Origin of the sequence: Granulicella sp. S156, assembly GCF_009766105.1 — a bacterium.
Classification (GTDB): Bacteria; Acidobacteriota; Terriglobia; order Terriglobales; family Acidobacteriaceae; genus Granulicella.
Map to the genome: position 1 here is coordinate 147,077 of NZ_LMUH01000025.1, position 22,917 is coordinate 169,993.

Genomic DNA, 22,917 nt, shown 5'->3' on the forward strand with positions numbered 1-22,917 from the left:
ATCACCACGAACTCTCGGCCATGCGTCGCCCGACGCATGGCCCGGAGGAGAAACAGCACGGAGATCAGGAGCAGCCACGGTATGCTGTTTCTCATGATCCGCACCGTCGCCGTCCAGGGTTATCGATCCCTACGAGATCTATCGTTGCCCCTCGGGCAACTGAGCGTGATCACCGGCGCGAATGGAAGTGGTAAATCCAGCCTCTATCGCTCACTCCGCCTGCTCGCCGACGTCGCGCTAAACTCTGTCGTGGCTTCCCTCGCCCGTGAAGGCGGCTTGCCATCGACTTTCTGGGCAGGTCCGGAGACTATCGCGCGCGGCGTTCGCCAGGGAGCCTACGCCGTCGAACCCCTTGCCAAACGAAAGGTAGCAAGTCTCAAGCTCGGCTTTGGCGGCGACACCTATGGCTACAGCATCGATCTGGGCTACCCTCAACCTCCGCCACCAGCGACGATGTTCGAACTCGATCCCCAGGTAAAGCGCGAGTGCATCTGGCATGGGCCGGTCTACCGAAAAGCGTCTGCCCTCGTCGAACGCAGAAATAACTTCGCCTGGCTCGCAACCATACGCGATGAAGAGCCGGTGATGCTAACGCAGCACCTCTCCGACACAGACAGCATGCTTGCCAGCGTCGCCGATCCACAGCGAGCGCCGGAGATGCTGGCCGTCCGCGAAGCCATTCGCGGCTGGCGGTTCTACGATCACTTCCGCACCGACTCCGACTCACCCGCACGGACCGCGCAGATCGGCACCTACACGCCTGTACTTCACCACGACGGCAGCAATCTCGCCGCCGCCCTTCAGACGATTCTAGAGATTCGTTCCGACGAAGCACTCTCTACCACTCTTGAAGACGCCTTCCCCGGCAGCCAACTCTTCGTCGAGGTGCAGAATGGACGCTTCGAACTCCAGTTGCAGCAGCACGGATTGCTTCGGCCACTCTCCGCAGCCGAGTTGTCGGATGGAACACTGCGCTACCTTTTATGGGCTGCTGCCCTGCTTACACCACGCCCACCAGAACTGATGGTGTTGAACGAACCGGAGACCAGCCTGCACCCGGACCTGCTACCCGCCCTCGCCAGGCTGATCCTCGCCGCAGCGAAAAACACGCAGATGATTGTGGTCTCACACGCGCCGCTGCTCATCGAAGAACTGACAGCCTCCCCTCTCTGCAGCCGCCTCCATCTACTAAAAGACTTTGGAGAAACGAAGCTGGACGGCTCAACGCTGTTCAACACTCCGAAATGGAACTGGCCCACCCGATAAGCCTGAAACCTGTCACCCAATCGCGCACATCATATTCCCGAGATACTATTTACAAAATAGTATCTCGGGAATACGATAACCGCATGGTCAAGAAATCCGAATACCGCGACCTCTTTCCTGGCGCTCTGGAGCTGATGATTCTGCAAACCCTGAATCGAAAGCCGATGCACGGCTACGCGCTCGCACAGCACATCAAAGACATCTCAGACGATCTTCTCCAGATTGAAGAAGGTTCGTTATATCCAGCTCTGCAGCGCATGTTGAAGACTGGCTGGCTGGAATCTGAGACGGGACTCTCCCCCAGGAATCGTCCGGTGCGCATCTTCAAGGTCACCGTGGCAGGCCGAAAGCACCTGGAAGAAGAACGATCGAGCTTCGAGAAGATGTTTGCGGGAATCACCCGTGTTCTCACAGTTGCCCAATCTTAGGAGTAATCCCATGCGCTGGCTCAAACAACTGTTTACCCGTCGTCGCTATGACGAGCTCTCCGAATCGATCCGCGAGCATCTCGACGAGAAGATCGACGACCTCATGGACCGTGGCCTGACTCGACAACAGGCGGAGCGAGTCGCGCGCCGAGAGTTCGGCAACGTGGCCCTGATGGAGCAACGAGGCCGCGAGGTCTGGCAGTGGACGACGGTGCAAGCACTATGGGGCGATCTGAGATACGCGATGCGGCAACTGGTCAAACATCGCGGATTCGCAGCGACAGCCGTCGTCACCTTAGCCCTTGGAATTGGTGCGAATGTTGTCGTCTTCGGTGTCCTGAATGCGCTGATCCTCAGCCCCCTGAATGTCTCGGACCCGCAAAGTCTCTTCAACGTAGTGCACCAGGGGCACGGCCATCAATACCAGTCCTATCCTGACTATCTGGACTATCGAGACCGCAACACAACATTCAGCGGCATGGCGGCATATGACACAACCAGTGCTGCGATTATCACAGGAAATACGACAACAAGAAATTTCGGCTATTTCGTTTCGGGCAATTATTTCGATATGCTTGGCGTCCATCCGGCACTCGGGCGATTTCTCCATGCAAACGATGAGCACGGGATAAACTCTGCTCCTTATATTGTCCTGAGCCATGAATTTTGGCGGACACGCTTTGACGGCGATCCCGGTATCGTCGGTAAGACCATCGATGTCAACAAGCATCCGTTCACTGTGATTGGTGTTGCTGCGCGGAACTTCCACGGCACGGAACTTCTCTACTGGCCTGACTTTTGGATTCCGATCACTAGCGCACCGGAGCTCGGCCTTTACATCGATTACCTTACCCACCGAGACGACCACAATCTCTTGATCATCGGGCGGCTGAAACCAGGAGTCACGCCTCAACAGGCAACCGACGATTTGACTATCGTTTCGCGTCGCTTGTCCGAACAATACCCAACTGCAGACTACGGATTGACCGCCAGACTCACGAAGCCTGGCTTGAAGGGCGACTCCTGGGGAGATCCTATCCGCCGTTTTCTCACTGCGATCATGGCTCTGGCTGGCCTGGTGTTATTGGCCGCTTGCGCCAATCTGGGAAGCGTCTTCGCTGCGCGCGCAACCGATCGAGGACGGGAGCTGGCCATCCGATTGGCCATCGGATCCAGCCATTGGAGCATCCTGCGGGGCCTGCTGGTGGAGTCCGTACTGATCTCACTGCTGGGGGGCGTGTCCGGAACATTCTTTGCGATGGAACTGCTGCGTGGACTGAGCCGATGGCAGCCCTTCCAGGATATGCCGTTCCATGTGCTGGTTCGTCCCGATGGAAAAGTCTATGGGGGCGCCCTTCTCCTGTCTCTCGTCAGCGGCATTCTCTTTGGGTTGTTGCCGGCGCGACTGATCTGGAGAACCGATGCTGCTCAAGCCATGAAAAGCGGCGTTACCGCAGCTCCAATCTTCCGGCGCTTTACTCTGCGCGATCTTTTGCTCTGCGTTCAGATCGCCCTCTGTACTCTGCTTGTGACTGCATCCTTCGTAGCGCTACGCGGCATGTCGCGATCTCTCCATGCGCCGCTCGGCTTTCAGCCACAAGGAGTCATGCTGGCGGAAACGGACCTGACCATGGCTGGGTATTCAGAAGATCAGTCTCTAACCCTGCAAAAGCGCATGTTGGAGGAGGTAGCTCAAATCCCGGGTGTGTCCGCGGTGGGCATGATCGATCGCACGATATTGGGAAAGAATTGCTGCGGAGGCGAGGCGGTCTATCGGGAGGGTACTACTGATTTTCGCAAGGCGATCTTCGAGGCTCACAACTTCAAGATTTCACCGGGATATCTGGAGGCTGCGGGAACGCGGTTGCTCGCCGGTCGAAACATAACCTCGCACGACGACGCGAACTCCCCTCAGGTCGCAGTGATCAACGCAACCTTTGCTCACATGCTGTTTGGAAACACACCCGCAGTAGGACAGCACTTTCTCCTCTACACGGAAACAACTCCCAGAGAAGTTGTCGGCGTAGTGGAAGACGGCAAATATCAATCGCTGACCGAAGATCCGCAACCGGCGATGTTCTTCCCATTCGCTCAGGACGTCGACACCGCGACCGTGCTCGTCGTCCGTTCGCCACTTCCCTCCGACCAAATCGCCTCATCTGTGGCACATGCGCTCAACGGCATCGATCCGAACCTGCCACTCACATTGCATAGCTGGCCAGATGCGCTCGACCTCGTCTTATTTCCGGCAAAGGCAGCAACAGGCGCCCTGGGGATCATGGGTCTGCTGGCTGCCATGCTCGCGATCACCGGCATCTTCGGTATGGCTTCCTACAGCGTCTCCCGGCGGATGAAGGAACTCGGGATCCGAGTCGCTCTCGGTGCGAATCATTTGGAACTGATAGGAGCAGCTCTCGGTCGTCCTCTCCTGCATCTTCTTTCAGGATCGATCGCCGGTCTATTGCTTGGAGTGCTTGCCAGTCATCTTCTTGCTCAGATTGTTTATCAGGCGACTCCGCAAGACCCGCTGGTACTCGGCGGTGTGTTTGTGACCATGGCCCTCCTCGGCGTAGTAGCCATAGGAATGCCCGCCAGACGTGCCTTCAAAATTAATCCCGCGTACCTCCTCAGAGAGGAGTAGACGGAACATAGTTTCCGTTACTTTCTGAATTCTGACGAAAACGAAAGTAATGCTATTCCTGCATGCGAGCACGAACATCGCGCGTGCTATGAGGTAACGCGCGACTACACGGTGTAAAGCCGAGGGGTAGAAAGCGTACCGCAAGATAAATATTTGATGACGGACTATTCAATATCCGGATGAGTTATCTCTTAAGCGCTAGATAAAAAAGGCGTGTCACTCGGGCACAGTGTTACACCCGATTCCCTACACCGGGAAACACCTTGTGCAGATACCGCTGAACTTGCAAAATGCATTCGGACAGCTTTCGTGCCTGTCGTCAGGGGAATGCATCATGTTCAGTTCGCGCACCTGTTGATGCTTCAAAGTTCGACAGCAGCAGCGCCTCTGGCGGCCTTGATGACCAGCACGCAAACTGTTAACCCTCCATCACAATTCACAGTTGATCCATTCCGAACCCGGTGCACACCGGCGCGTCCTGCCGGAACACTCGAACCTTGCAGCATCAAGGAGATCCTCCGATGCGAATTTCATCACGCTTGCTCACGCTTGCACTAACCGCCGCGGGATTCATTGCGTCCGGTTTGCAGGCCAGGTCCCAGGCCGTCAGTCTTTCCGTCATCCAGCAATATGCTCCCAGCATCTATCAGAATGCCTACGACAACAACCACCCGGCATCTGTAGACAGCTTCTTTGCGCAGTCCATCCTGCTCGGTCCCAGCGGAAACACCATCGCCTCCACGGTCACGCCAGCCACTCTTGCCGCCAACACCCCGTTCGGCAACTATATGACTCCGGCGAACGGCGTCTTTCCGTCCTCCTCGAACGACTTTGAGACCGGCAGTCCGATTACATCGATAGGCAACAACACCGGCCTGTCGTCCGCGCCCGTCTACGTCAAGACGATCGACAACGGTAATTCGATCGATATCAAGTACTACCTGTTCTACATCTGGAATGGATTTCAGGGCTTTCAGGTCGGTGTGATTACTGACTTGGAAACACAGCCGTACTACTTCAACTGGGCCAGCTTCGCTCTGCACTATGGCGACTGGGAACACGTCACGGTGCGCATCAGCGAAGACACCACCACCCTGCTCGGCGTCTTTTATAGTGAACACGGAGATGCGGCCTTTGTGGCCAATCCCGCGCTCGATGGCACTCACCCCATCGTCTATTCAGGCTGGAACAGCCACGCCAACTATCCCACCTCGGGCAACAACATCAATACCACCATTCTGAACTCGCCCGGCGTCATTCCTGTGAGCTGGTTGAAGGTCACCGATGTCACCACGAACAACGGGACCTTCGAGTATTATCACCAGCCCAGTCCGTTTTACTCCAACGGCGTTCAATGGCTGCCCTGGCAGAACACCAGCCAGCTGGTTCTGCTGGACAACAACGCAAACGCCGCACAGTGGCTGAGCTTTTTGGGCTATTGGGGGCCAACGGTGAAAAATGTGATCGACGATCCACCGTCGGGACTGCCCAGCGACGCTCCCACAGAACTCTATACCCTGGCCACTGCGGGGAGCACGCTCGGCCTGCTCAGCAACTATCAGACTTCGAGCGGACCGCTTGGCCCCGAAGCGCAAAGCTGGAACGTCTCGAACGAACTGCCATCTGCAATCAACATTCCTGTCACCTCTGGGCAGACCTATGTCCTCGTGAACGCAAATAGCGGCTCTGTTCTCGATGACCCGAATGCTTCCACATCGAATGGAACCGATCTGGATCAATGGCAGAGCAACGGTGGAACCAATCAGCAGTGGGTCGCAGCTGCAAATGGTAACTTTTGGACCTTTACCAACGTCGCCAGCGGAAAACTGTTGGAAGATCCTGGGAGCAGCACCGCGGGCAGCACGCAACTCGACCAATGGCAGGCCAACGGTGGGACGAATCAAAACTGGACGATCGCTGCGGTAGGCGATGGCAGCTACATGTTGGTCAACGAGGCTGGCAATCTGGTGATGGATGTGTCAGATGGTTCAACCGCTAACGGAGCAGAGATCATTCAATACGGCAATGATGGCGGCACCAATCAACACTGGTTCTTCCAGCCAGTAGCTGCACCCAGCACAACGTATCAGGCGAATTCGTCAGCAACCATCGCCGGCGGCGCCCAGGCCCAGAGTTGCTCCGGCTGCTCCAGCGGGCAGGACGTCGGCTATCTCGGCGAGGGCGGCACGTTAACCTTCTCCAATGTCTCGGTGAGCACGTCTGGTACTTATTTCCTGACGATCTCGTATGAAGACGGCGACTCCGGAAGGTCCGCGATGCTTACTGTCAATGGCTCGCCGAGAACGCTGAACTTCACGGGCCTCAACAATAGCAACTGGACGACGCCGCAGAAGACCATTGTGCCGGTAAATCTTAACGCCGGAAACAACACGGTCGAGTTCAGCAACACTTCCGGGTGGGCGCCGAACATCGACGCGATCATCGTGAACTAACAGGCAAGCTGGATCTATCCAGCGATTCATCAACCGCGCCCTGGTGCCGCAGCTCGGCATCAGGGCGACTAGAGCAGTTGCCCCTCCCCCCCCAAAAAAAATGCCTGTCATTTCGACCGACCAACGGGAGTGGAGAACCCCCTTGATGCAGAGCGTGATGCAAATGTTTGTGGCGCGCTTTGCGTCTAGAAACCCCTGCATTTGGCGGATGCCAATGCTACCGAATAAGCCAAGGGGACACACTGTCATCCCTGACGCTTCTGCCTCAAAGAAACGGAGGCTAGAACTTTCGGCATTCGTCCTGGCATGATTTAGTCTCGGTACATGGCTCTATTTTGCAATCGTCAGGTTTCGAAGGGGTTCTTCCACAGCATGGTGGTGTCGCAGACCTATGACGACGAGCAGAACCCAACATGGCACTGGAAAGTGGAAGATCTTCTTGAACCCAGCGTGATTGCTGAAGGTGTTGAACCTTCCGAAGAGGCAGGAATGAGCAAAGCTATCGAAGTACATGAGCTCTCGGCCCGAAAGGTGCTGAATGGGCCTTTGCCCCAGGATGATTACCTATGGCATGTGACACCAGAGCCTGATTGATCCGCTAGCTGCACAGTAGCCACAACAGCAAGGAGGAGAAGTGGCATAGAGCCGGGCAACAACCGCGATATGCTGTTTCTCATGATCCGCACCGTCTCCGTCCAGGGTTATCGATCCCTCCGCCTGCTCGCCGACGTCGCGCTGAACTCCGTCGTAGCTTCCCTTGCCCGTGAAGGCGGCTTGCCTTCCACCTTCTGGGCAGGCCCGGAGACCATCGCCCACGGAGTCCGCCAGGGAACCGACGCCGTCGAGCCCCTCGCCAAACGGAACGTCGCAAGCCTCAAGCTCGGTTTTGGCGGCGACACCTATGGCTACAGCATCGATCTCGGCTACCCTCCGCCGCCCCCACCAGCTACGCTGTTCGAGCTCCACCCCCATGTAAAACGCGAGTGCATCTGGCACGGCCCGGTCTACCGGAAGGCGTCTGCCCTCGTCGAACGCAGAAACAACTTCGCCTGGCTCGCAACCACACGCGACGAGGAGCCGGTGATGCTAACGCAGCACCTCTCCTGCCCGACCCAGTGTGAAAGCAAAGCGTGATGCAAATGTCTATGGCATGCTTCAGTCTTCTATATTTATGCGGTGTTCAAAAATAGCAAGGCCACGAGGTGTCAAGAATGACCACGCCACAGACTACGTCGGAGCTGGGCCTCGAAGCGTTACACATCTTTTGGCAACAGACTGTCCATGGGGCCTCACCAGGTGGATCGATGCCCTGGGATCTGCAATGCACGTTGATGGCGGGTCTGGGGTTGAACAAGTTGGAGGTGCTGCGCTATCTGCATACACAGCGACCTTCGTTTCAGGCGTTCGAGGCGTGGATCGTTGCGTTGACGGGGGACGGATTTGCAGAGCGCGAACGCGAGCGGTTGCGGCGTGCGCTCTCGGGTGAGATAGTTGGCTCGCCAATTGGCGATCTCGAGGATGTCGAGGGTTTGAGCGAGACGGAGCTGACTCAGTGGGAGGAGCAGGGATACGTCATTGTGCGACAGGCGGTGAGCGCGGAGAGTGCGCAGGCTGCAGAGCTGGCGATCTACGAGCATCTAGGGATGGATCGCGATGATACGGAAAGCTGGTACTCGGCAACCCTGGGACACAGCATATGGGTACCACTGCTGCGGCATCCGGCGCTCATTGCCACCCGGTTTGCCCCGCGCGTGGTGAAGGCGTTTGCGCAGTTGTGGGGACGCGAGGATATGTGGGCGACGGTGGATCAGGCAGGACTGAATCCGCCGGAGCGGCCGGGATGGATGTTTCCGGGGCCGAGCCTGCACTGGGACTGCACCCTGGCACGGCCCCACCATCTTGGAATTCAGGGCATCTTGTATCTAGCGGAGACCGAGGCAGAGCAAGGCGCATTCTGCTGTGTGCCTGGGTTTCACAATCGGTTCGGGGAGTGGCTCGACGCGCTCCCGCCCGGAGTTGATCCGCGAATCGAAGCGCTTCGGACTTTAACAGCCAAACCCATAGCTGCGGGGCGTGGCGATCTGGTGTTATGGCACCAATCGTTGCCGCATAGCAGCAGCCCCAACCGGGCAACACGACCGCGCGTGGTGCAGTACCTCTCAATGCGTCCAACCCGCTGGCTGTACAACCCTGAGTGGATCTAGCTTCGTAATCGAACAAAACTGCCTAGTGTGGTGAGTCGTTAATTCGTTGCAGTATGAGGATGTTCAAAATAGCGCGAAGCGCAAACCGTGACGCTTCAGCGTCGCGGGACGGAGGGAGCCGTGGCCTTTAGGCCACGGAATTAAGGTCAGGCAAGAATCGGGCTTCAGCCCCGGGCCTTCTTTCGGCTGCGGACAAAAGGCCCGGGCCTAAAGGCCATATTTTGCCAAGCCTGAATTCCGCCGAGGCAATGACGCCAAGCGCGCCACAAACACCGCGCAAAGCGCCATCTCTGACGCTTCAGCGTCAGGGAAACGGAGGGTAAGGGAGGCAATCGTCTTTAGGCTACGGAATTAAGGACCACGCAAGAATCGGCCTTTAGGCCCGGAGGTGGAGCGGCATAGGATCCAACGGGCCCCGCCCCGCGGAGGTATAAGGATAATCCTCCGCCCTCAGCACAAGTCCTTTGCGGACGGGATTGTCTTCGATATACCGCACACAATTCACAAACTTCTCTTCCGTCATGATCTGGCTTTCGTTGAAACTCGGGATCCAAACATCGAACTTGCTCTTCAACCGAAAAGAAAATCCTCCTTTGATGAACTGTACGGCTTTCTCAAGCGACACATCGGGAGCAGGCGTGATGAGCGCATGAAGATGATCCGGCATAATCACGAACGCATGCAGAAGAAACTTTCCTTGTCGACGATAGTCAAAGATCGTCTGCTGCAACAACTCAGCCTTGGCAGTGACCTGAAAGAGAGGAAAACGTTGCGCCGTTACGGCGGTGACGTGGTAGGTCCTGGTTTCTTGGGGAGCACGGTCCATCTCGGCAGCATAACCGAAAGGCCCGGGCCTGAAGGCCATTTCTTGCTGCAACTTTATTCCGAGGCCTAAAGGCCTCGGCTCCCTCCGTCCCGCGACGCTAAAGCGTCACGGTTGGCGCTACGCGCCGCGTTCGAGTTCACCCCGAAGCGCTCTGTCCCTGGATAGAAAAGCCAACCGCCACCAACCAAACTCCGTTGAACACCGCCCCCATACCTTACCCATCCCCACATCCCTCCGACCACAGCCACCGCGCAAAGCGCCCTCCCTGACGCTTCAGCGTCAGGGAGACGGAGGGTAAGGGAGGCAATCGCCTTTAGGCTACGGAATAAGGCCCAAACAAAAATCGGCCTTCAGGCCCGGAGGTGAAGCCGCACAACTCTACGTTCCAGCGAGCGTTATACAACGCCTAGTCAAAAACCATTATGGATTTCGACAGAAGCCATAGCTTTCCCATCCCCGTATCCCTCCGCGTACAAACACAGCGCAAAGCGCCATCTCTGACGCTTTAGCGTCAGAGAGCCGGAGGAAGCCGTAGCCTTTAGGCTACGGAATTAAGCCCAAACAAAAATCGGCCTTCAGGCCCGGAGGTGAAGCCGCACAACTCAACGCTCCAGCGAGCGTCATACAACGCCTAGTCAAAAACCATTACGGATTTCGACAAAAGCTATAGCTTTCCCATCCCCGTATCCTTCCGCGTACAAACACAGCGCAAAGCGCCATCTCTGACGCTTTAGCGTCAGAGAGCCGGAGGGAGCCGTAGCCTTTAGGCTACGGAATAAGGCCCAAGCAAAAATCGGCCTTCAGGCCCGGAGGGGGACAGGCACGAACTCGACGCTCCAACGAGCACCGCACGATGCATGATCAAAACGCGTTACGAATCAATACAGCGTGAACCCGTACCAAAAGAATATGCCAAGAATGGAGGCGATCATGAGTGGTACGCGCTTCCACCCTTTTCCGAACATCAATAGGACGCTCGCGAGGAGATTGATCAGACCGCCGACGACGAAAAACCGAGCTCCAGCGCGTAATTCATCTTGCAACGGCGCTACGTGGGGGACATACACCAGAGCGATCAGATAGAGACCTACGCTGAGACCCAGCAGTCCACATCCGCATCGAAAGGCACGATTCCTCATCTGACGGATTCTCCAATCAGCACCCAAAACATGAAGAGTCCCAGCGCGAAGGTCGCCGCAACGAGTCTCGCATATCGCCGTCCGAACAACGAGAGGATGAATCCAATCAGCCCCGCACCCAAACCCCAAAGTATCCAAGGCGTCGCTTCATTCGCCTGCTCGAAATAATCCGTTGATCGTGGATGGCGAAGATAACTACCTACGAGTACAGCAAGCGACGTAGTGATGGAAACTATCGACAGCCTGAAAAGAACACGCCGAGTTTGTGTCCATAGATTTGCAGTGCTCGCGTCCGTCGTCGAGAAATTCATCCTTGCGATTCCTCCAAAGATTCCACTCTCTATTATTGTGCCCTTTAGATATATTCAGGCTCTTCGGCGCAAATTGAGATTTGGGCCACGCGCCTTCGAACACAGCGCGAAGCGTCATCTCTGACGCTTTAGCGTCAGAGTGCCGGAGGGAGCCGTAGCCTTTAGGCTACGGAATAAGGCCCAAGCAAAAAATCGGCCTTTAGGCCCGGAGGTGGAGCGGCATGGGATCCAACGGATCACGCGCCGCGGAGGTGCACACTTCCGCAATGAGCGCTGAACAGGCATTTCGGCTTGATCCATGAGCAGGTAATACGTGAGGCATTTGCGCCGTATAATCCGATCTCGGGCGAGTCACGGGGCCTGCGTCAATTCCGAGCTATAGAGCGCGTAAATAGAGCGTATGGGAAGCCACACAGCGAAAACGACGAATCGCCGAGATCATTACTTGCCGCAGGGGTACTTGCGTGGCTTCATTGATCCTGCTCGAAAAAAGCAGCCCAAGCCTCTTTGGTGCTTAGATTTACAAACGAACCGTTGGCGGGAACGCTCTCCTAAAGAGATTGGATACATAGATGGGTTCTATGACTTTGCGACAGAGAGTACAACCGCAGAGGATCCCGATTTGACATTCAAACATCTGGAGAATAATTTTCCCCGCATTCGCGCACAAATTATTCAAGACGGTTTTGCTTCCTGGGTTCAACACAAAGAATTCCTTCTCGCTTATATGCAGATGCTTCGGGCACGATCGCCGCTGTTTTTTGAACAATGGAACGCACATGCTCAAACCATGAAAGTCACCAGAGTCAGGAAGGTTCTTCACGATCCCGTTAAGGGTACCGGCGTCCAGCATGACGGGTTCAGAGCTATGACAAAAGCTGAAATACAAGACTGGATAATAGGGCAGATGCGTGTGGAGATTAAGAAGGGGGCGGATTGGCTTTCAAACTTTCATTGGGCGCTTAGATACACAGATTCTCCCAACGACCCAGTGATTACTGCTGACAGTCCATTCGTTAGCATCGGTAGAAGCGCTGACGAAGGAACGGCGCTTACTGATCCAGAAACGCTCATCTATTTTCCGATTTGCTGGCAAGCCTTTCTATTCGGCAGCATTCAACGATTCGATGTGGAAACAGAACGATTTCATCCCGAAACACTGCAACAAGTACGGCGAGCCTACCGTGAAAATGAGCGCAAATTCTTAGTCTCTCCCCAAAAATTGGATAACTTTTGAGTTCGTCGGTTGCCGCATAGGGACTGTAGGGAAACGCTACTTCTTTTCAGCAAAAATTTGAGCCAGTACAGCCTCTTCTCCACCGACAAACCGAAGCGTTGCGTGCATGACGAGTTCGGATATGTCATAGAGACTTGTGGCGGATGAGTCCAACATTATTACCGCCGCTGTCATTCCTTCTGGCAGCTTGTTGTTGTTCGCCATTGTCTGGAAGCCAAGAAATATGATTGCCCTGGAATCTTGCGTTGCATCTAGGTCGAGGTCATCCAATGTCGAGAGGAGGCCAACCAGAGCATATGCAGACCGCCCGTTCTTTTTCAGCGCAGCAAGAATGGAGCGAGCGCCCGCTATTGCATTCTCATCCTTGGCATATGCGGAGGAGTCGGCCTTATCGAGAATCGGCTTCACCGAATCAAGAGTCTTTTGGAATGCCTCAACCTTTTCGGCGGCTTTGGCTACAAGTTCCCCGACCTCAGCCTCAGAGGGCATGTTCGCCATCGGGTTAGGCTCAGATGCGGAAGGGGTTTGAGCGCATAGAGCACTAGCAAACGTGACACAGGAGGCAATGACAGCAATCCTGAAGAGTGTTTTCATGCCAGCCATGCTTTCAGGTGTTTGGGCAGGAGGGCAAGAGAAAACGCCCAGCGCTTGTAGCCTCTGGGCGTTCGTCTGTCCGGCCTTTTAGTTTTCGTCCCCAAATGGCAGGGCGAGTGTCGTATTGACGCGCGGGAAAACACGATCTGCTGTGCGATAGAACTTCTCCCAAGAATCCGATGCGCGCGCGATGCCAAGCAATTCGTAGATGTGCCGTGTCAGCGCGGGATGGCCGATCTCCCTCGTCAAATACTGAAAGTGCTTATGCTTGCGATAGCCCTTCTCAGTTACAGGGTTTTTGCGCTGAAGTTCTTCGAGGATTCCCGGAGCAAGGCGCGAATAGACAAGGTCGTTGGTATATTTGCCAACCACTTGCGGCATTCTTCCATTATTCCAAGGCCAACCCTTGAGGCGGAAAATTTCCTTGTAAAGTTCAAGCGGGAATGTCTGTGCCCATTTCATCAACTCTTCCGAAATGTAAAGCTGCAAGATTTGATTCAGTGCATCGCGGTCACGAATCTCCTGATAGCCCGTAGCTTCATGGACAAGGGCAACAATGCCGACGCGGGCGAAGGCCCGCACTAAGATTTCGCATTGCTTGGCGATGTGATCTTGCTGGTAATTGAGTGCCCCGGCCTGACGCGCAGAGAGTACCGCGTCGCACAATTCAGGGAGGATTGTTGCCTCATATCCATAAGCCAACTGACCTCCAGAACGGAAGCGAATTGGGCTGGTGATCATCTCTCGCAACGCAGTGGAGACAAAAGGGCTAATCGACTTTGTACCCGCGAAATTTGCCAAACGATCAGGGCCACCCTTAGTAGCAGTTCCTTGGCTCATGGTCAGCGCGGTGAGCATCCCGTTCTGAGTGATCACGCTGCGACCGTCATTCAGGACGTAGCAAGGAATTTCAAGGTCGCCGATCTTGAGTGGACGATCAGGAGAGCCGAAATCCGCGCGGAGCTTCGGGGAACGCTCCACCTCGCCGTCCCTAGCCCATCTTGCCTCTGCTGCATCCCGCGCTATTGCACTGCGCTCTTCGGGAGAGAGCTTATCAGCCCTTGCCTTGCCGCCCTTCGTCTGTACGCTGTCCTTCTTCTCTTCCATCGCTGCCTCCATGCTTGCTATCAACAACTAAAACGTTACTCCAGGCGAAACAATCTTGCAAGCATAATCTATAAACGTGCATGCTTGCAATGCAAGCATGCACGTACGACATAGATACAACACCGAAGACTCTTACCGAAGCCATCCGCTACAACTCCGATGTCTAGACCTGCATTGACGCGGCGGCAGCGCTCCGCTGGGCTGACGACAAGCCTGTATGCCCCAGGTGCAACGTGATGCAAGGCCGTCACAGCCCCTTCCCGGTTGCGGACCCTATCAAGGTTCCTAGCGGGCTACCCGAAATCGGCATTCCGGCGTACAACGGGGGATAACGGCGGGTAACGCTCGGTAACGAGCAAAACACGCCAAGACCGCATCTCTATTGGGTTTTATGAGGATTTGAAGGGAATCTAGATGGTCGGGGCGGAGAGATTCGAACTCCCGACCCTCTGCTCCCAAAGCAGATGCGCTACCAGGCTGCGCTACGCCCCGACTTCCTCCATTATCGCATTTGAAAACAGGCTTGACCACACCCTAGTTCAGTGACCGCGAAAGAAGCAGATTCCCTCCCATTCGACTGCGCTCAGGGGGAATGACAACCAGAAAAGCAAGAACATCCAACACTATCCCTCGACAGCTTTGACCACAGCCATACCCTTGGTCTTTCTTTACCAGGTCCGCACATCGTGGACCATCACACGACTTATCCACAAAAGCAGCAGGAACGGCAGCATCGCCAGCGCGATCAGCCCCAGCGCGAGAAGCCCCATGAACATCCAGTCGCGCCACGTATCCCTGGCAGGCCCATACAGGCTGCTCTCCAGCAGATGATAGTTGCGCCGGTTAGCGCGCCAGCCGATATCGAACAGGTTGCCCAGCACCGGCACCATGCCCACGCCCACCTCGATCACGAGATTCGTCACCATGCGCGCGATCGTGACCAGCGGCACACCGCGGAAGAACGCCGCCAGCACAATGATGCAGCTCGCCGCCCCCGCCAGAAAATCCCCCACCCCTGGGATGAACCCGATGATGCCGTCGAGCCCGAACCGAATACTCGTGCCGGGAATGCGGAACCAGGTGTCGAGCACCCGCGAGAGCAGGTCGAGGTTCTCATCGCGGAACGCTCCCCCCGCCCCCCCGAAGCGCTTGTGCACCGGCTCTCCCGCCAGCAAAATCTCAGGTTGTGTCGTCTTCGCGCTCATGGGGTTCACCGTGGCCATTCGTTTCTGTTCCGCTTCTGCCGTTGCTGATCTCTGTTCTCTGATCTCTGTTCTCTGTTTCCTGTTCGCTGTTTCCTGCCTCTACCATTCCACACCTGTTGGATGCTACAATCAATCTCGATACGGCGGCTATAGTTCAGTGGCAGAACGCCGCTCTGTGGCAGCGGATGTCGTGGGTTCGAAACCCACTAGCCGCCCCAATCACCCTCTTCTAGTTCACCTGCGATCGACGCCCAGGTCGGTATTCCCGCTAGGCGCCCGAGAGACACGTTCTTGCCGCGAGCCCCGAAATTCAACGCCACTCCCGCCGCCTCGCTCGCGCCCTCGCCCGCCAACCTCTTTGTGGGAACCTCCGGCTGGGCCTACCCCACCTGGAAGCCAGGATTCTACCCGGCAGATGTCCCCTCGCGCGCCTTCCTTCCGGTCTACGCCTCAAAACTCACCTCCGTTGAGGTGAACTACACCTTCCGCACACTCCCCACCCGCACCCAGCTACAAGGCTGGCTGGACGCAACTCCCCCAGGCTTTCGCTTCAGCTTCAAAGCCCCCCAGCGGATCACCCACTTCCAGCGCCTCCGCGGAAGCCAGGAGGCCGTCGCCGAGTTCATCGCCGCCCTGGAACCCGCCCGCGAGGCCGGGAAACTCGGCCCCCTACTCTTCCAGCTACCCCCGAACTTTTCCGCAGATCTACAGCGTCTAAAAGACTTCCTCACTTCTCTAGAAATCACCAGAGGCCTGCAGATAGCCTTCGAATTCCGCCACCCCAGCTGGTTCACGGAAGCTACCTACGCACTGCTTAAGCAGCAAAACGCCACACTTTGCGTGGCCGAAAGCGACGACCTAGCCACCCCCGACATCCAGACCGCCAGCTACCGCTGCTACCGCCTGCGCCGCGACGGGGGCTATTCTCCGTCAAAACTCAACACCTTCGCCGCCCGCTTTACCAAGCTTTCCAAAGAGGGCGAGGTCTACGTCTACTTCAAACACGAAGACGAACCCACCGGCGCCCTGAACGCCTTGGCTATGCTCCACCGCGCCGCCGAGCTAAGCAAATCGGAGGCCCGCTAATGGCCGCAAGCTGCCAGACCGATCCCTGGCCCGAGGGCTATGTCAGGTTCACTCCTCGCCCCTGGCTCTCCAACGGCCATCTGCAGACCATCTTCGGCAACTTCCTGCCCCGTCCCAACCACCTGCCCACCTCGGTAGCGCAGCTGGTCGAGGTCTCCCCCGCACACGGCACGCAGATCTCCAGCCAGGTACTCTGCGAGTGCCACTGGCAGCCTCTGCCGGAACGTCCTCTGCGGCCGACAGCGATCATCGTGCATGGACTGGAGGGCTCGTCGCGCTCGCAGTACGTGATCGGCAACGCGAACAAGCTGTGGAAGGCGGGCTGCAATATTATCCGCATGAACATGCGCAACTGCGGCGGAACGGAGCGCCTCACGCCGACCCTCTACCACTCCGGCCTGTCCGGCGACGTAGGCCGCGTGATGCGTTTCTTCATCGAAACCCAGGGCCTGCGCTCGATCTCCCTCATCGGCTACTCGATGGGCGGTAACCTCGTACTGAAACTGGCCGGCGAACTCGGCACCGACGCCCCTCCAGAGCTGCGCAGCGTGATCGGCGTCTCGCCAGCCGTCGATCTCGACGCCTCAGCCGACGCTCTCCACCTGATCCAAAACCGTCTCTACGAACGCCGTTTCCTGCGAGCTCTGTTGAAGCGCTTCCGCCGCAAAGCCATGCTCTTCCCCCGCGCCTTCGATCCCCAACGCGCTTGGAATATCACCTCGGTGCGGCAGTTCGACGACCGCATCACCGCCCTCTACTCGGGCTTTCAGTCTGCAGACGACTACTACTACCGCGCAGCCGCCGCCCGCGTGCTCGACCGCATCGCCATTCCAGCGCTCCTGCTGCACGCCTGCGACGATCCCTTCATCCGCTTCTCCCCCGAGACCCGCACCATCATCGACGCCAATCCCCACATCACGCTGCTCGAAACGCAACAGGGCGGCCACTGCGCCTTTCTCGCTCCACCAGACGCCACCAACGAAAACGATGGTTACTGGGCGGAACACACAGCAAAACAATTTCTTCTAGCGCACGCCTGATCGCATAAACCCAAGGGTGCCGTGGCGACCTCCGCGAAACCTTTGCGCCCTCTGCGTTAAAGATTTTCTCCTGACTACCCCGGAACCTCATCGAGCATCGGCGTCACTCGGTCCACTGTCCCATTCAAAGAAGCCGGTGTGTCCAAGAACAGACTGAGCGAGCTCCTGTGCAGCGCTCACTCGAAGTTCCATACTCGGCGCCAGCAGCGTTTGCTCAATCAACCTTCCTGCCTCAGGATCCTCTGCGCAAATCGCAAGAAGCTGCTCCTTGGAACGAACAGAAAATCTCTGCCGTGTGGCAAACCAATATTTGACGGTAGCGTCAACAGCACGCCCCAGGATGAGGGCCGCCGTCACATCATCCCGACCGGCCACATCCACCGCATCCTCAAAGAGACATGCAACGGCATACCGCTGTTGTTCCAGCGCAGCTTCTGAAAAACTCGCTCCCGTCTCCAGGGTCGCGCGCGCCATCCCGATGATCTGTTCCGTCTTTGGCGAAGACGAGAAGACGACAACGCCAGTAGCCAGCATATGGGCGAAGATTGGACGCCCTTCCGCAGCTTCCTGCGTTAGATAGCCTTCCACCCATGCCGTCGAGTTGATGAATATCTCCGCGGGGACACCCTCAAACCACTTCTGCACACGCCTGCGCCATGCATGCTCGTGGAGCACAAGGATGTCGAAGTCGCTCGAGGCATCGGGATTGCCTCGGACGATCGAGCCCGACACAATCACAGCGAAGGGCTCAAAGTTGCTGAAGATGTAATCCATGGCAGCACGAAGTGCTATGTCATACCGAGGTGACAATACTGGAAGCTTCATAGGTGGCCGATCCATAGAGAAAACCTACTCTATCCCTCCAGTGTCCCATCTGCCGTATTCTAAAAAGATGCTTGCTGACTGGACCGCCGAATGCGCTGCCGACGCTCCCACACTTGTTGTTCCGTGGTCCGACCCTGACAGCGACGCGCACTTCGTCGACCTGCGCGCCGAACCCTACGACATCGCCGAGATCCCCGAGGCCGAGCGCTTCCCTCCGTTGGGCCGAGCCCTGCGCGCCCTGAATGCGACCCGCTCTCCGTTTCTCACCGCCAAGTGCGACACCTGGCGCATGTCTGCAAAGGACCACGCAGAAGACCTCGAAGCCCTGCGCCTGGAACTCGACCTCGACCCCGAGGCTACCCACTTCGGCTTTGCAAGCTACATCGATCTGCTGTGGCGCGAGCGGCCCGTCTTTGCCTCAGCGCACCAACAGCAGGACAGGCTCGACCGCATCGTACGCCGCGCACAGAAGCTTCCGCACAACGCCGCCGCACTGGAATGCGTTCTGCGTCCCGCGCTTCTTGACCTCAACGGCCCAGTCGAAGGCTTCGCCGTAACCCTGTACGTCACCGCCCTGGGGGAGAACGCCGACGAAGCGACGCAGCGCTGGGCTGCCGCCCTGGAAGACGTCGTGGCACTTCTGCGTGGCAAAGAACTTGAAGCAACGCGCGGCTCGGCTACAATCGATTCAGCGGATGCGTTCCCCTTGCGCGTCCGGCATCTCGGCTAAACCAGCCGGGCGAGTAGCTCAACTGGATAGAGCACCGACCTTCTAAGTCGGGGGTTGCAGGTTCGAGACCTGCCTCGCCCACCATCCCCCCTCCAGCAACGTCCAGGGGGGGCCACAAATTGCACGATGCTCCTGCTGCGATTGCAAGGCTTTAGTGTTTCTTAGTTTCCCCAAGGAAATATGCGCACAACATTAGCCAAAGTCCGAAATAATGTTCTCAATGCGCCACTGCGCACGGAGAACAAAAATGAAGACACTCTTAATCGTCGCCGGGCTCCTTTTGAGCGCTGCTTCCCTCGCTGTTGGATCCACCCTCACGGACCTCGGCATCGCCTCCAGCAACGTGCTCTCTGGTCCCGTTCCAACGTGCAATCCGAAGGCGACAAGCTGCCAGTAAATGGAATGATGCACCGCACGGCACCCTCGCGCGAGGTGTGCCGTGCACTCTAACTGGTGGATCGATCTAATGATGTACGCGATTTACGCGCTTTACATTCTGCTCGGGTATACGCTCGCGAAGAGACGTTTGATCGGGCAATACCCTTCCCTCTTCGCGACTTGTATCCTCACGCTCGCAGCCCAGGCAGCCCTCATCATCGAGCGCCCTCATTACACAATTTTCTTTTGGATTTATTGGTTAGGTAACGGCATTCTTTGCCTCTTCCGGCTATGGATCATGGCGGACGTGCTCGCTGCGATTCCAGGATTCAATCATCTTTCGGTATCTATCCGCTCCATGATCTTTGGGCTAATTATCGCTATTTCTGCAGGTTCCGGATGGATTGCAGTGAAACACGATCCGAGGCTTTATATAGAGATCCAACAATGGATGCTTATGAGTTCGACGGCGGTCAACTTCGCAAGCGTGACACTCATGCTGCTGCTCTTCCTGTGGGTATTCGTAATGGGTCTCGGATGGCTTCGTCGCCCGCATTTAATCGCATGCGGATTAGCGCAGAGCGTAATCTTCACCTACCTGTCTTCCTTGTTACTTTCCCGTCCCCAACATTCCCTACAGGAGGCTGGTACCATCCTGATCAACCTGGCAGAAATCGTCTGTGTTGCTATCTGGGTGCTAGCCGTCTCGCATACAGAGCTGCAAATAACTCTAAATCCCCGGCATACTGAGATCGTTGCGAATCTCTCGCGGCTTCTCACCACCGGCAAACGCGAACCACTGGCGAGAAATTGGCTATGACGCATATTGGATATCTGATTCTCCCCTCCCTGACCATTTTTGCTTTAGCGTGGTTCGCGTTCCATCGTGCACGAAGAGACTACATACACACCTGCGAGGATCTCCTCGCGAAGCTTCCCGAAGACATCCTCGCGAATCTACGCGGCGATATTGCGACGTCCAATTGGGTCGACGGCGACAGCGATTACTGGCGCGATTCCAGCCGCCTTCAGGGTGTAATCGATCGATGGAAGGCAACCTTTGTTCTTGTACAGCTTTGCCAGGCCGCAGTCACGCACCAGCGAATAGAACCGGCAGATTTCGTGATGGTCATGAGAGACGCTGCAATGCAGTCACTCATCGTCACGCTAGCATTTCCCGAGGTCGTCTGGTCCAAAATATTCGGCGTGCCGCACATATTCGCCCGGTTGAGCGGTGAATACCTCATATCGATGCTCGCTACTGCTCATACATTGCTTTCGGTTAACGGTGCTCCGCGTTGCCTCGATAGGCTTTCGGCATTGTAAACTTATCCACAAATGCCAACTGTCATAAGCATGTCGACCGAACAGCTACGCCGCCGCCAAGCCGCTATCGATGCGGAATTGCGCGCCGCCGAGCCGGTACGGATGGCGGAGCTTGATCTGATCCGCGCACAACTCGATAGCACAACGACTACAGTCGGCCGATTCTCTGCTATTCGAGAGGTTCGTGAGGCAACGGAAATTCTACTGTGGGAATATCCTCATGGACTCAGCAAGAACGAAATTGCTACCAAACTCTTGGCTGGCGGCTTCTATAACGCCAAACAAATGCGACCGTATCTCATCCAGAATTCGCTTAATTACCACATCAAACAAAAGCGATTTATCGAGAGAGACGGGATCGTTCTATTACCGGTAAAACTTAATCCATAATATCGCCCAACATCCCCACATCCAGCAGCGTCCCAAAAGGGCGGAGTGCCGCAGGTTGAGGGCATCCCCATCGGCAGGTTCGGCACTCCAATGCAATTGCAGGGGAGAGACACGATGCAGAACTATCAGCCAAATCAAGAGATCGTTCAGGAGCTATATCGCACACTGATTCTTCTAGGTGCGGAATCGGATGTACTCGGCGTTGTTGGATCCTGGGGAAACTCTTTGCCGGAAGAGGACGTGCTTGCGAGCCTGAAGGCTTGGAATCTTGCTACTCAAAACAAATTGAGCCAGCGCACGGCACATTATGAAGCTAGCTTCTGTCGCGCAGCCTACGACCCAGATGGAGAGTTGGATATTCCTCGCGTAACATCTACACCAACTCGCGCTCCTCGTTCGGTATCTTGACGATCACCTCGGCATGAGTTCGGCTATACCCCGTCGCATGCCGCAGCCCCGCGGCTGCAACCATTCCAACCGCCAGCAGGCAGACGCCGTCCCAGCTCCAACGCGACCACGCCAGCCCCGCCAGCGCTGACCCCGCCGCGCCACCGGTAAAGTACATCGTCATGTAGATCGTGTTCAGCCGGCTCCGAGCCTCTGAACCCAAGCCGAAGATCCGCGTCTGGTTGGCTACCTGCATCATCTGCGCCCCCAGGTCGAGCGCAATCACGCCGACCACCAGCGTCACCATATGCAGCGCCGTCGAAATATGCCAGCGCTCAGTCCACCAGAGCCAAATATAGGAGAAGGTCAGGACAGCGCCCGCAACCCCCACGACAAAACGCGGCCCGTGCTTGTCGGATAGCTTGCCCGCAACGGGAGCAATAAGAGCACCGGCTGCGCCAACCACGCCGAACGTTCCCGCTACGCCAGGCCCCATCCCGTAGTGGGCGTGCAACAAAAACGCCAGCGTCGTCCAGAAGCAGCTAAACGATCCGAAGGCCAAAGCCCCCAGCACGCCTGCCTCCCGCAGCAACGGCTCTTTGCGGAAGAGTGTCCACAACGACCGCATCGTGGCCTTGTAACTCAAGGACTGGCGCGGCTCCAGCCGCGGCATCACCCGAAAGATGATGGGAACGAACGCCAGGTTCATCACCGCTGCCAGGACGTATACCGTCCGCCAGCCATTCAGCTTCGCCACCCATCCGGCAAAACTCCGGGCGAGCAGAATCCCTAACAGCAGCCCCGTCATGACCGTTCCGATAGCGTGCCCTCGCCGCTCCTCCGGCACCAGGTCGGGAGCGATCGGGAGCGCCACATGGGTTACCGAAGCCAGCAACCCGATGAGAATGCTGGCGACGATCATGCCCGTCAGCCCCTGCGCAAACGCCGCCAACAACAGCGCCAGCGAGACGCCCGCATACATCCGCATCATCAGCTTCCGGCGTTCCAACACATCGCCAAGCGGCACAAAACAGAGGATGCCGCAGGCATAGCCGACCTGCGTCGCGACCGCGACCAGGCTCATCGCCCGCGCGCCCTGCCCCAGACTCTTCCCCATCACCAGCAGCAGAGGCTGCGCATAGTAGATGGAGCCCACACCAACGGCGCAGGCAATGCCTAGAAACGGCAGCGCCCAGCGCCCCTTCATCTCGGATTGATTCTGCGTCTCCATGGAATGACCCGACATCGTGTCTACCTGGTCCAATCGTTCAAAAAAACATTATTCTGCTCGTCGTACTTCCATCTTAACGCTGACAGGAGACGAAAGCGGTCACACAGCCGCTA

General features: G+C 56.8%; 23 protein-coding genes and 3 tRNA genes. 18 read left to right on the plus strand and 8 right to left on the minus strand.

Annotated features, from left to right (window positions below; translation table 11 throughout):
* Nucleotides 1-81 precede the first annotated feature (81 nt).
* The 7 genes from GSQ91_RS19385 to GSQ91_RS19415 all read left to right on the plus strand — a co-directional run bounded on the left by GSQ91_RS19385 (nt 82) and on the right by GSQ91_RS19415 (nt 8,992).
* Complete coding sequence (locus GSQ91_RS19385) at nt 82-1,266, plus strand: AAA family ATPase (RefSeq protein WP_254064721.1); 1,185 nt, start codon at nt 82-84, stop codon at nt 1,264-1,266.
* An 83-nt stretch (nt 1,267-1,349) separates the two neighbouring features.
* A complete protein-coding gene (locus tag GSQ91_RS19390; protein WP_158823415.1) occupies nt 1,350-1,694 on the plus strand; it encodes a PadR family transcriptional regulator in 345 nt (114 codons plus the stop codon).
* A 10-nt stretch (nt 1,695-1,704) separates the two neighbouring features.
* Nucleotides 1,705-4,335, plus strand: coding sequence for an ABC transporter permease (locus GSQ91_RS19395; RefSeq protein WP_158823416.1), 2,631 nt, complete (start codon nt 1,705-1,707; stop codon nt 4,333-4,335).
* Nucleotides 4,336-4,856: 521 nt separating this feature from the next.
* Complete coding sequence (locus tag GSQ91_RS19400) at nt 4,857-6,788, plus strand: RICIN domain-containing protein (protein ID WP_158823417.1); 1,932 nt, start codon at nt 4,857-4,859, stop codon at nt 6,786-6,788.
* Nucleotides 6,789-7,112: 324 nt separating this feature from the next.
* Nucleotides 7,113-7,382, plus strand: coding sequence for a hypothetical protein (locus GSQ91_RS19405; RefSeq protein ID WP_158823418.1), 270 nt, complete (start codon nt 7,113-7,115; stop codon nt 7,380-7,382).
* Between the two features lie 69 nt (nt 7,383-7,451).
* Nucleotides 7,452-7,922, plus strand: a complete 471-nt coding sequence (locus GSQ91_RS19410) for a hypothetical protein (protein WP_216845336.1) — start codon at nt 7,452-7,454, stop codon at nt 7,920-7,922.
* A gap of 77 nt (nt 7,923-7,999) precedes the next feature.
* Entirely contained in the window at nt 8,000-8,992 is a 993-nt protein-coding gene (locus GSQ91_RS19415; RefSeq protein ID WP_158823419.1) for a phytanoyl-CoA dioxygenase family protein, read from the plus strand.
* Nucleotides 8,993-9,368: 376 nt separating this feature from the next.
* On the opposite strand, the gene GSQ91_RS19420 is transcribed toward GSQ91_RS19415, so the two are convergent.
* Together GSQ91_RS19420 and GSQ91_RS19425 are read right to left on the minus strand one after the other, a co-directional pair.
* Nucleotides 9,369-9,857 (minus strand): transposase, encoded by a 489-nt coding sequence (locus tag GSQ91_RS19420; RefSeq protein ID WP_254064722.1) that lies wholly within the window; start codon nt 9,855-9,857, stop codon nt 9,369-9,371.
* An 839-nt stretch (nt 9,858-10,696) separates the two neighbouring features.
* Nucleotides 10,697-10,957: a hypothetical protein gene (locus GSQ91_RS19425; RefSeq protein ID WP_158823420.1), complete on the minus strand. Its 261-nt coding sequence runs from the start codon at nt 10,955-10,957 to the stop codon at nt 10,697-10,699.
* A 711-nt stretch (nt 10,958-11,668) separates the two neighbouring features.
* Between GSQ91_RS19425 and GSQ91_RS19430 the strand changes: the two genes are divergently transcribed.
* Complete coding sequence (locus tag GSQ91_RS19430) at nt 11,669-12,505, plus strand: DUF4238 domain-containing protein (protein ID WP_158823421.1); 837 nt, start codon at nt 11,669-11,671, stop codon at nt 12,503-12,505.
* A gap of 36 nt (nt 12,506-12,541) precedes the next feature.
* Here the strand turns inward: GSQ91_RS19430 and GSQ91_RS19435 are convergent, their stop codons facing one another.
* From GSQ91_RS19435 to GSQ91_RS19450, 4 genes are all read right to left on the minus strand, one after another.
* Complete coding sequence (locus tag GSQ91_RS19435; protein ID WP_216845338.1) at nt 12,542-13,099, minus strand: hypothetical protein; 558 nt, start codon at nt 13,097-13,099, stop codon at nt 12,542-12,544.
* 87 nt (nt 13,100-13,186) lie between these two features.
* Nucleotides 13,187-14,206: a P63C domain-containing protein gene (locus GSQ91_RS19440; RefSeq protein WP_158823423.1), complete on the minus strand. Its 1,020-nt coding sequence runs from the start codon at nt 14,204-14,206 to the stop codon at nt 13,187-13,189.
* A gap of 415 nt (nt 14,207-14,621) precedes the next feature.
* A tRNA-Pro gene (locus tag GSQ91_RS19445) sits at nt 14,622-14,698 on the minus strand.
* A gap of 176 nt (nt 14,699-14,874) precedes the next feature.
* Nucleotides 14,875-15,429: a DUF4112 domain-containing protein gene (locus GSQ91_RS19450; protein WP_254064724.1), complete on the minus strand. Its 555-nt coding sequence runs from the start codon at nt 15,427-15,429 to the stop codon at nt 14,875-14,877.
* Between the two features lie 125 nt (nt 15,430-15,554).
* Between GSQ91_RS19450 and GSQ91_RS19455 the strand changes: the two genes are divergently transcribed.
* From GSQ91_RS19455 to GSQ91_RS19465, 3 genes are all read left to right on the plus strand, one after another.
* A tRNA-His gene (locus GSQ91_RS19455) sits at nt 15,555-15,629 on the plus strand.
* 73 nt (nt 15,630-15,702) lie between these two features.
* Nucleotides 15,703-16,497 carry a DUF72 domain-containing protein gene (locus GSQ91_RS19460; protein ID WP_158823425.1) on the plus strand — a complete coding sequence of 265 codons (795 nt, stop codon included), beginning with the start codon at nt 15,703-15,705 and terminating at the stop codon, nt 16,495-16,497.
* A complete protein-coding gene (locus GSQ91_RS19465) occupies nt 16,497-17,537 on the plus strand; it encodes a YheT family hydrolase (protein ID WP_158823426.1) in 1,041 nt (346 codons plus the stop codon). The genes GSQ91_RS19460 and GSQ91_RS19465 overlap by 1 nt, the downstream gene beginning before the upstream one ends.
* Nucleotides 17,538-17,624: 87 nt before the next feature.
* On the opposite strand, the gene GSQ91_RS19470 is transcribed toward GSQ91_RS19465, so the two are convergent.
* The gene (locus GSQ91_RS19470) at nt 17,625-18,362 is read right to left on the minus strand and encodes a hypothetical protein (RefSeq protein ID WP_158823427.1); all 738 of its coding nucleotides are present in this window, start codon (nt 18,360-18,362) and stop codon (nt 17,625-17,627) included.
* Between the two features lie 67 nt (nt 18,363-18,429).
* On the opposite strand from GSQ91_RS19470, the gene GSQ91_RS19475 reads away from it, so the two are divergent.
* From GSQ91_RS19475 to GSQ91_RS19505, 7 genes are all read left to right on the plus strand, one after another.
* Nucleotides 18,430-19,092, plus strand: a complete 663-nt coding sequence (locus GSQ91_RS19475) for a hypothetical protein (RefSeq protein WP_158823428.1) — start codon at nt 18,430-18,432, stop codon at nt 19,090-19,092.
* Between the two features lie 7 nt (nt 19,093-19,099).
* Nucleotides 19,100-19,176, plus strand: a tRNA-Arg gene (locus tag GSQ91_RS19480).
* A 163-nt stretch (nt 19,177-19,339) separates the two neighbouring features.
* Nucleotides 19,340-19,489 (plus strand): hypothetical protein, encoded by a 150-nt coding sequence (locus tag GSQ91_RS19485; protein ID WP_158823429.1) that lies wholly within the window; start codon nt 19,340-19,342, stop codon nt 19,487-19,489.
* A gap of 129 nt (nt 19,490-19,618) precedes the next feature.
* The gene (locus GSQ91_RS19490; RefSeq protein ID WP_158823430.1) at nt 19,619-20,290 is read left to right on the plus strand and encodes a hypothetical protein; all 672 of its coding nucleotides are present in this window, start codon (nt 19,619-19,621) and stop codon (nt 20,288-20,290) included.
* Complete coding sequence (locus GSQ91_RS19495; protein ID WP_158823431.1) at nt 20,287-20,796, plus strand: hypothetical protein; 510 nt, start codon at nt 20,287-20,289, stop codon at nt 20,794-20,796. Before GSQ91_RS19490 ends, GSQ91_RS19495 begins: the two co-directional genes overlap by 4 nt.
* Nucleotides 20,797-20,826: 30 nt before the next feature.
* The gene (locus GSQ91_RS19500) at nt 20,827-21,186 is read left to right on the plus strand and encodes a hypothetical protein (protein WP_158823432.1); all 360 of its coding nucleotides are present in this window, start codon (nt 20,827-20,829) and stop codon (nt 21,184-21,186) included.
* A 114-nt stretch (nt 21,187-21,300) separates the two neighbouring features.
* Nucleotides 21,301-21,594: a hypothetical protein gene (locus tag GSQ91_RS19505; RefSeq protein WP_158823433.1), complete on the plus strand. Its 294-nt coding sequence runs from the start codon at nt 21,301-21,303 to the stop codon at nt 21,592-21,594.
* Here the strand turns inward: GSQ91_RS19505 and GSQ91_RS19510 are convergent.
* Entirely contained in the window at nt 21,560-22,819 is a 1,260-nt protein-coding gene (locus GSQ91_RS19510; RefSeq protein ID WP_254064726.1) for an MFS transporter, read from the minus strand. The genes GSQ91_RS19505 and GSQ91_RS19510 overlap by 35 nt on opposite strands.
* Nucleotides 22,820-22,917 lie beyond the last annotated feature (98 nt).

Excerpts from the sequence above, each read along its gene's own strand:
- GSQ91_RS19450 (WP_254064724.1), bottom strand. The coding sequence starts at position 15,429 with ATGGCCACGGTGAACCCCATGAGCGCGAAGACGACACAACCTGAGATT.
- GSQ91_RS19395 (WP_158823416.1), top strand. The coding sequence starts at position 1,705 with ATGCGCTGGCTCAAACAACTGTTTACCCGTCGTCGCTATGACGAGCTC.
- GSQ91_RS19405 (WP_158823418.1), top strand. The coding sequence starts at position 7,113 with ATGGCTCTATTTTGCAATCGTCAGGTTTCGAAGGGGTTCTTCCACAGC.
- GSQ91_RS19435 (WP_216845338.1), bottom strand. The coding sequence starts at position 13,099 with ATGAAAACACTCTTCAGGATTGCTGTCATTGCCTCCTGTGTCACGTTT.
- GSQ91_RS19505 (WP_158823433.1), top strand. The coding sequence starts at position 21,301 with ATGCAGAACTATCAGCCAAATCAAGAGATCGTTCAGGAGCTATATCGC.
- GSQ91_RS19400 (WP_158823417.1), top strand. The coding sequence starts at position 4,857 with ATGCGAATTTCATCACGCTTGCTCACGCTTGCACTAACCGCCGCGGGA.
- GSQ91_RS19510 (WP_254064726.1), bottom strand. The coding sequence starts at position 22,819 with ATGTCGGGTCATTCCATGGAGACGCAGAATCAATCCGAGATGAAGGGG.
- GSQ91_RS19485 (WP_158823429.1), top strand. The coding sequence starts at position 19,340 with ATGAAGACACTCTTAATCGTCGCCGGGCTCCTTTTGAGCGCTGCTTCC.
- GSQ91_RS19415 (WP_158823419.1), top strand. The coding sequence starts at position 8,000 with ATGACCACGCCACAGACTACGTCGGAGCTGGGCCTCGAAGCGTTACAC.
- GSQ91_RS19410 (WP_216845336.1), top strand. The coding sequence starts at position 7,452 with ATGCTGTTTCTCATGATCCGCACCGTCTCCGTCCAGGGTTATCGATCC.
- GSQ91_RS19425 (WP_158823420.1), bottom strand. The coding sequence starts at position 10,957 with ATGAGGAATCGTGCCTTTCGATGCGGATGTGGACTGCTGGGTCTCAGC.
- GSQ91_RS19465 (WP_158823426.1), top strand. The coding sequence starts at position 16,497 with ATGGCCGCAAGCTGCCAGACCGATCCCTGGCCCGAGGGCTATGTCAGG.
- GSQ91_RS19495 (WP_158823431.1), top strand. The coding sequence starts at position 20,287 with ATGACGCATATTGGATATCTGATTCTCCCCTCCCTGACCATTTTTGCT.
- GSQ91_RS19420 (WP_254064722.1), bottom strand. The coding sequence starts at position 9,857 with ATGGCCTTCAGGCCCGGGCCTTTCGGTTATGCTGCCGAGATGGACCGT.
- GSQ91_RS19500 (WP_158823432.1), top strand. The coding sequence starts at position 20,827 with ATGTCGACCGAACAGCTACGCCGCCGCCAAGCCGCTATCGATGCGGAA.
- GSQ91_RS19390 (WP_158823415.1), top strand. The coding sequence starts at position 1,350 with ATGGTCAAGAAATCCGAATACCGCGACCTCTTTCCTGGCGCTCTGGAG.
- GSQ91_RS19385 (WP_254064721.1), top strand. The coding sequence starts at position 82 with ATGCTGTTTCTCATGATCCGCACCGTCGCCGTCCAGGGTTATCGATCC.
- GSQ91_RS19440 (WP_158823423.1), bottom strand. The coding sequence starts at position 14,206 with ATGGAAGAGAAGAAGGACAGCGTACAGACGAAGGGCGGCAAGGCAAGG.
- GSQ91_RS19475 (WP_158823428.1), top strand. The coding sequence starts at position 18,430 with ATGCTTGCTGACTGGACCGCCGAATGCGCTGCCGACGCTCCCACACTT.
- GSQ91_RS19430 (WP_158823421.1), top strand. The coding sequence starts at position 11,669 with ATGGGAAGCCACACAGCGAAAACGACGAATCGCCGAGATCATTACTTG.
- GSQ91_RS19470 (WP_158823427.1), bottom strand. The coding sequence starts at position 18,362 with ATGAAGCTTCCAGTATTGTCACCTCGGTATGACATAGCACTTCGTGCT.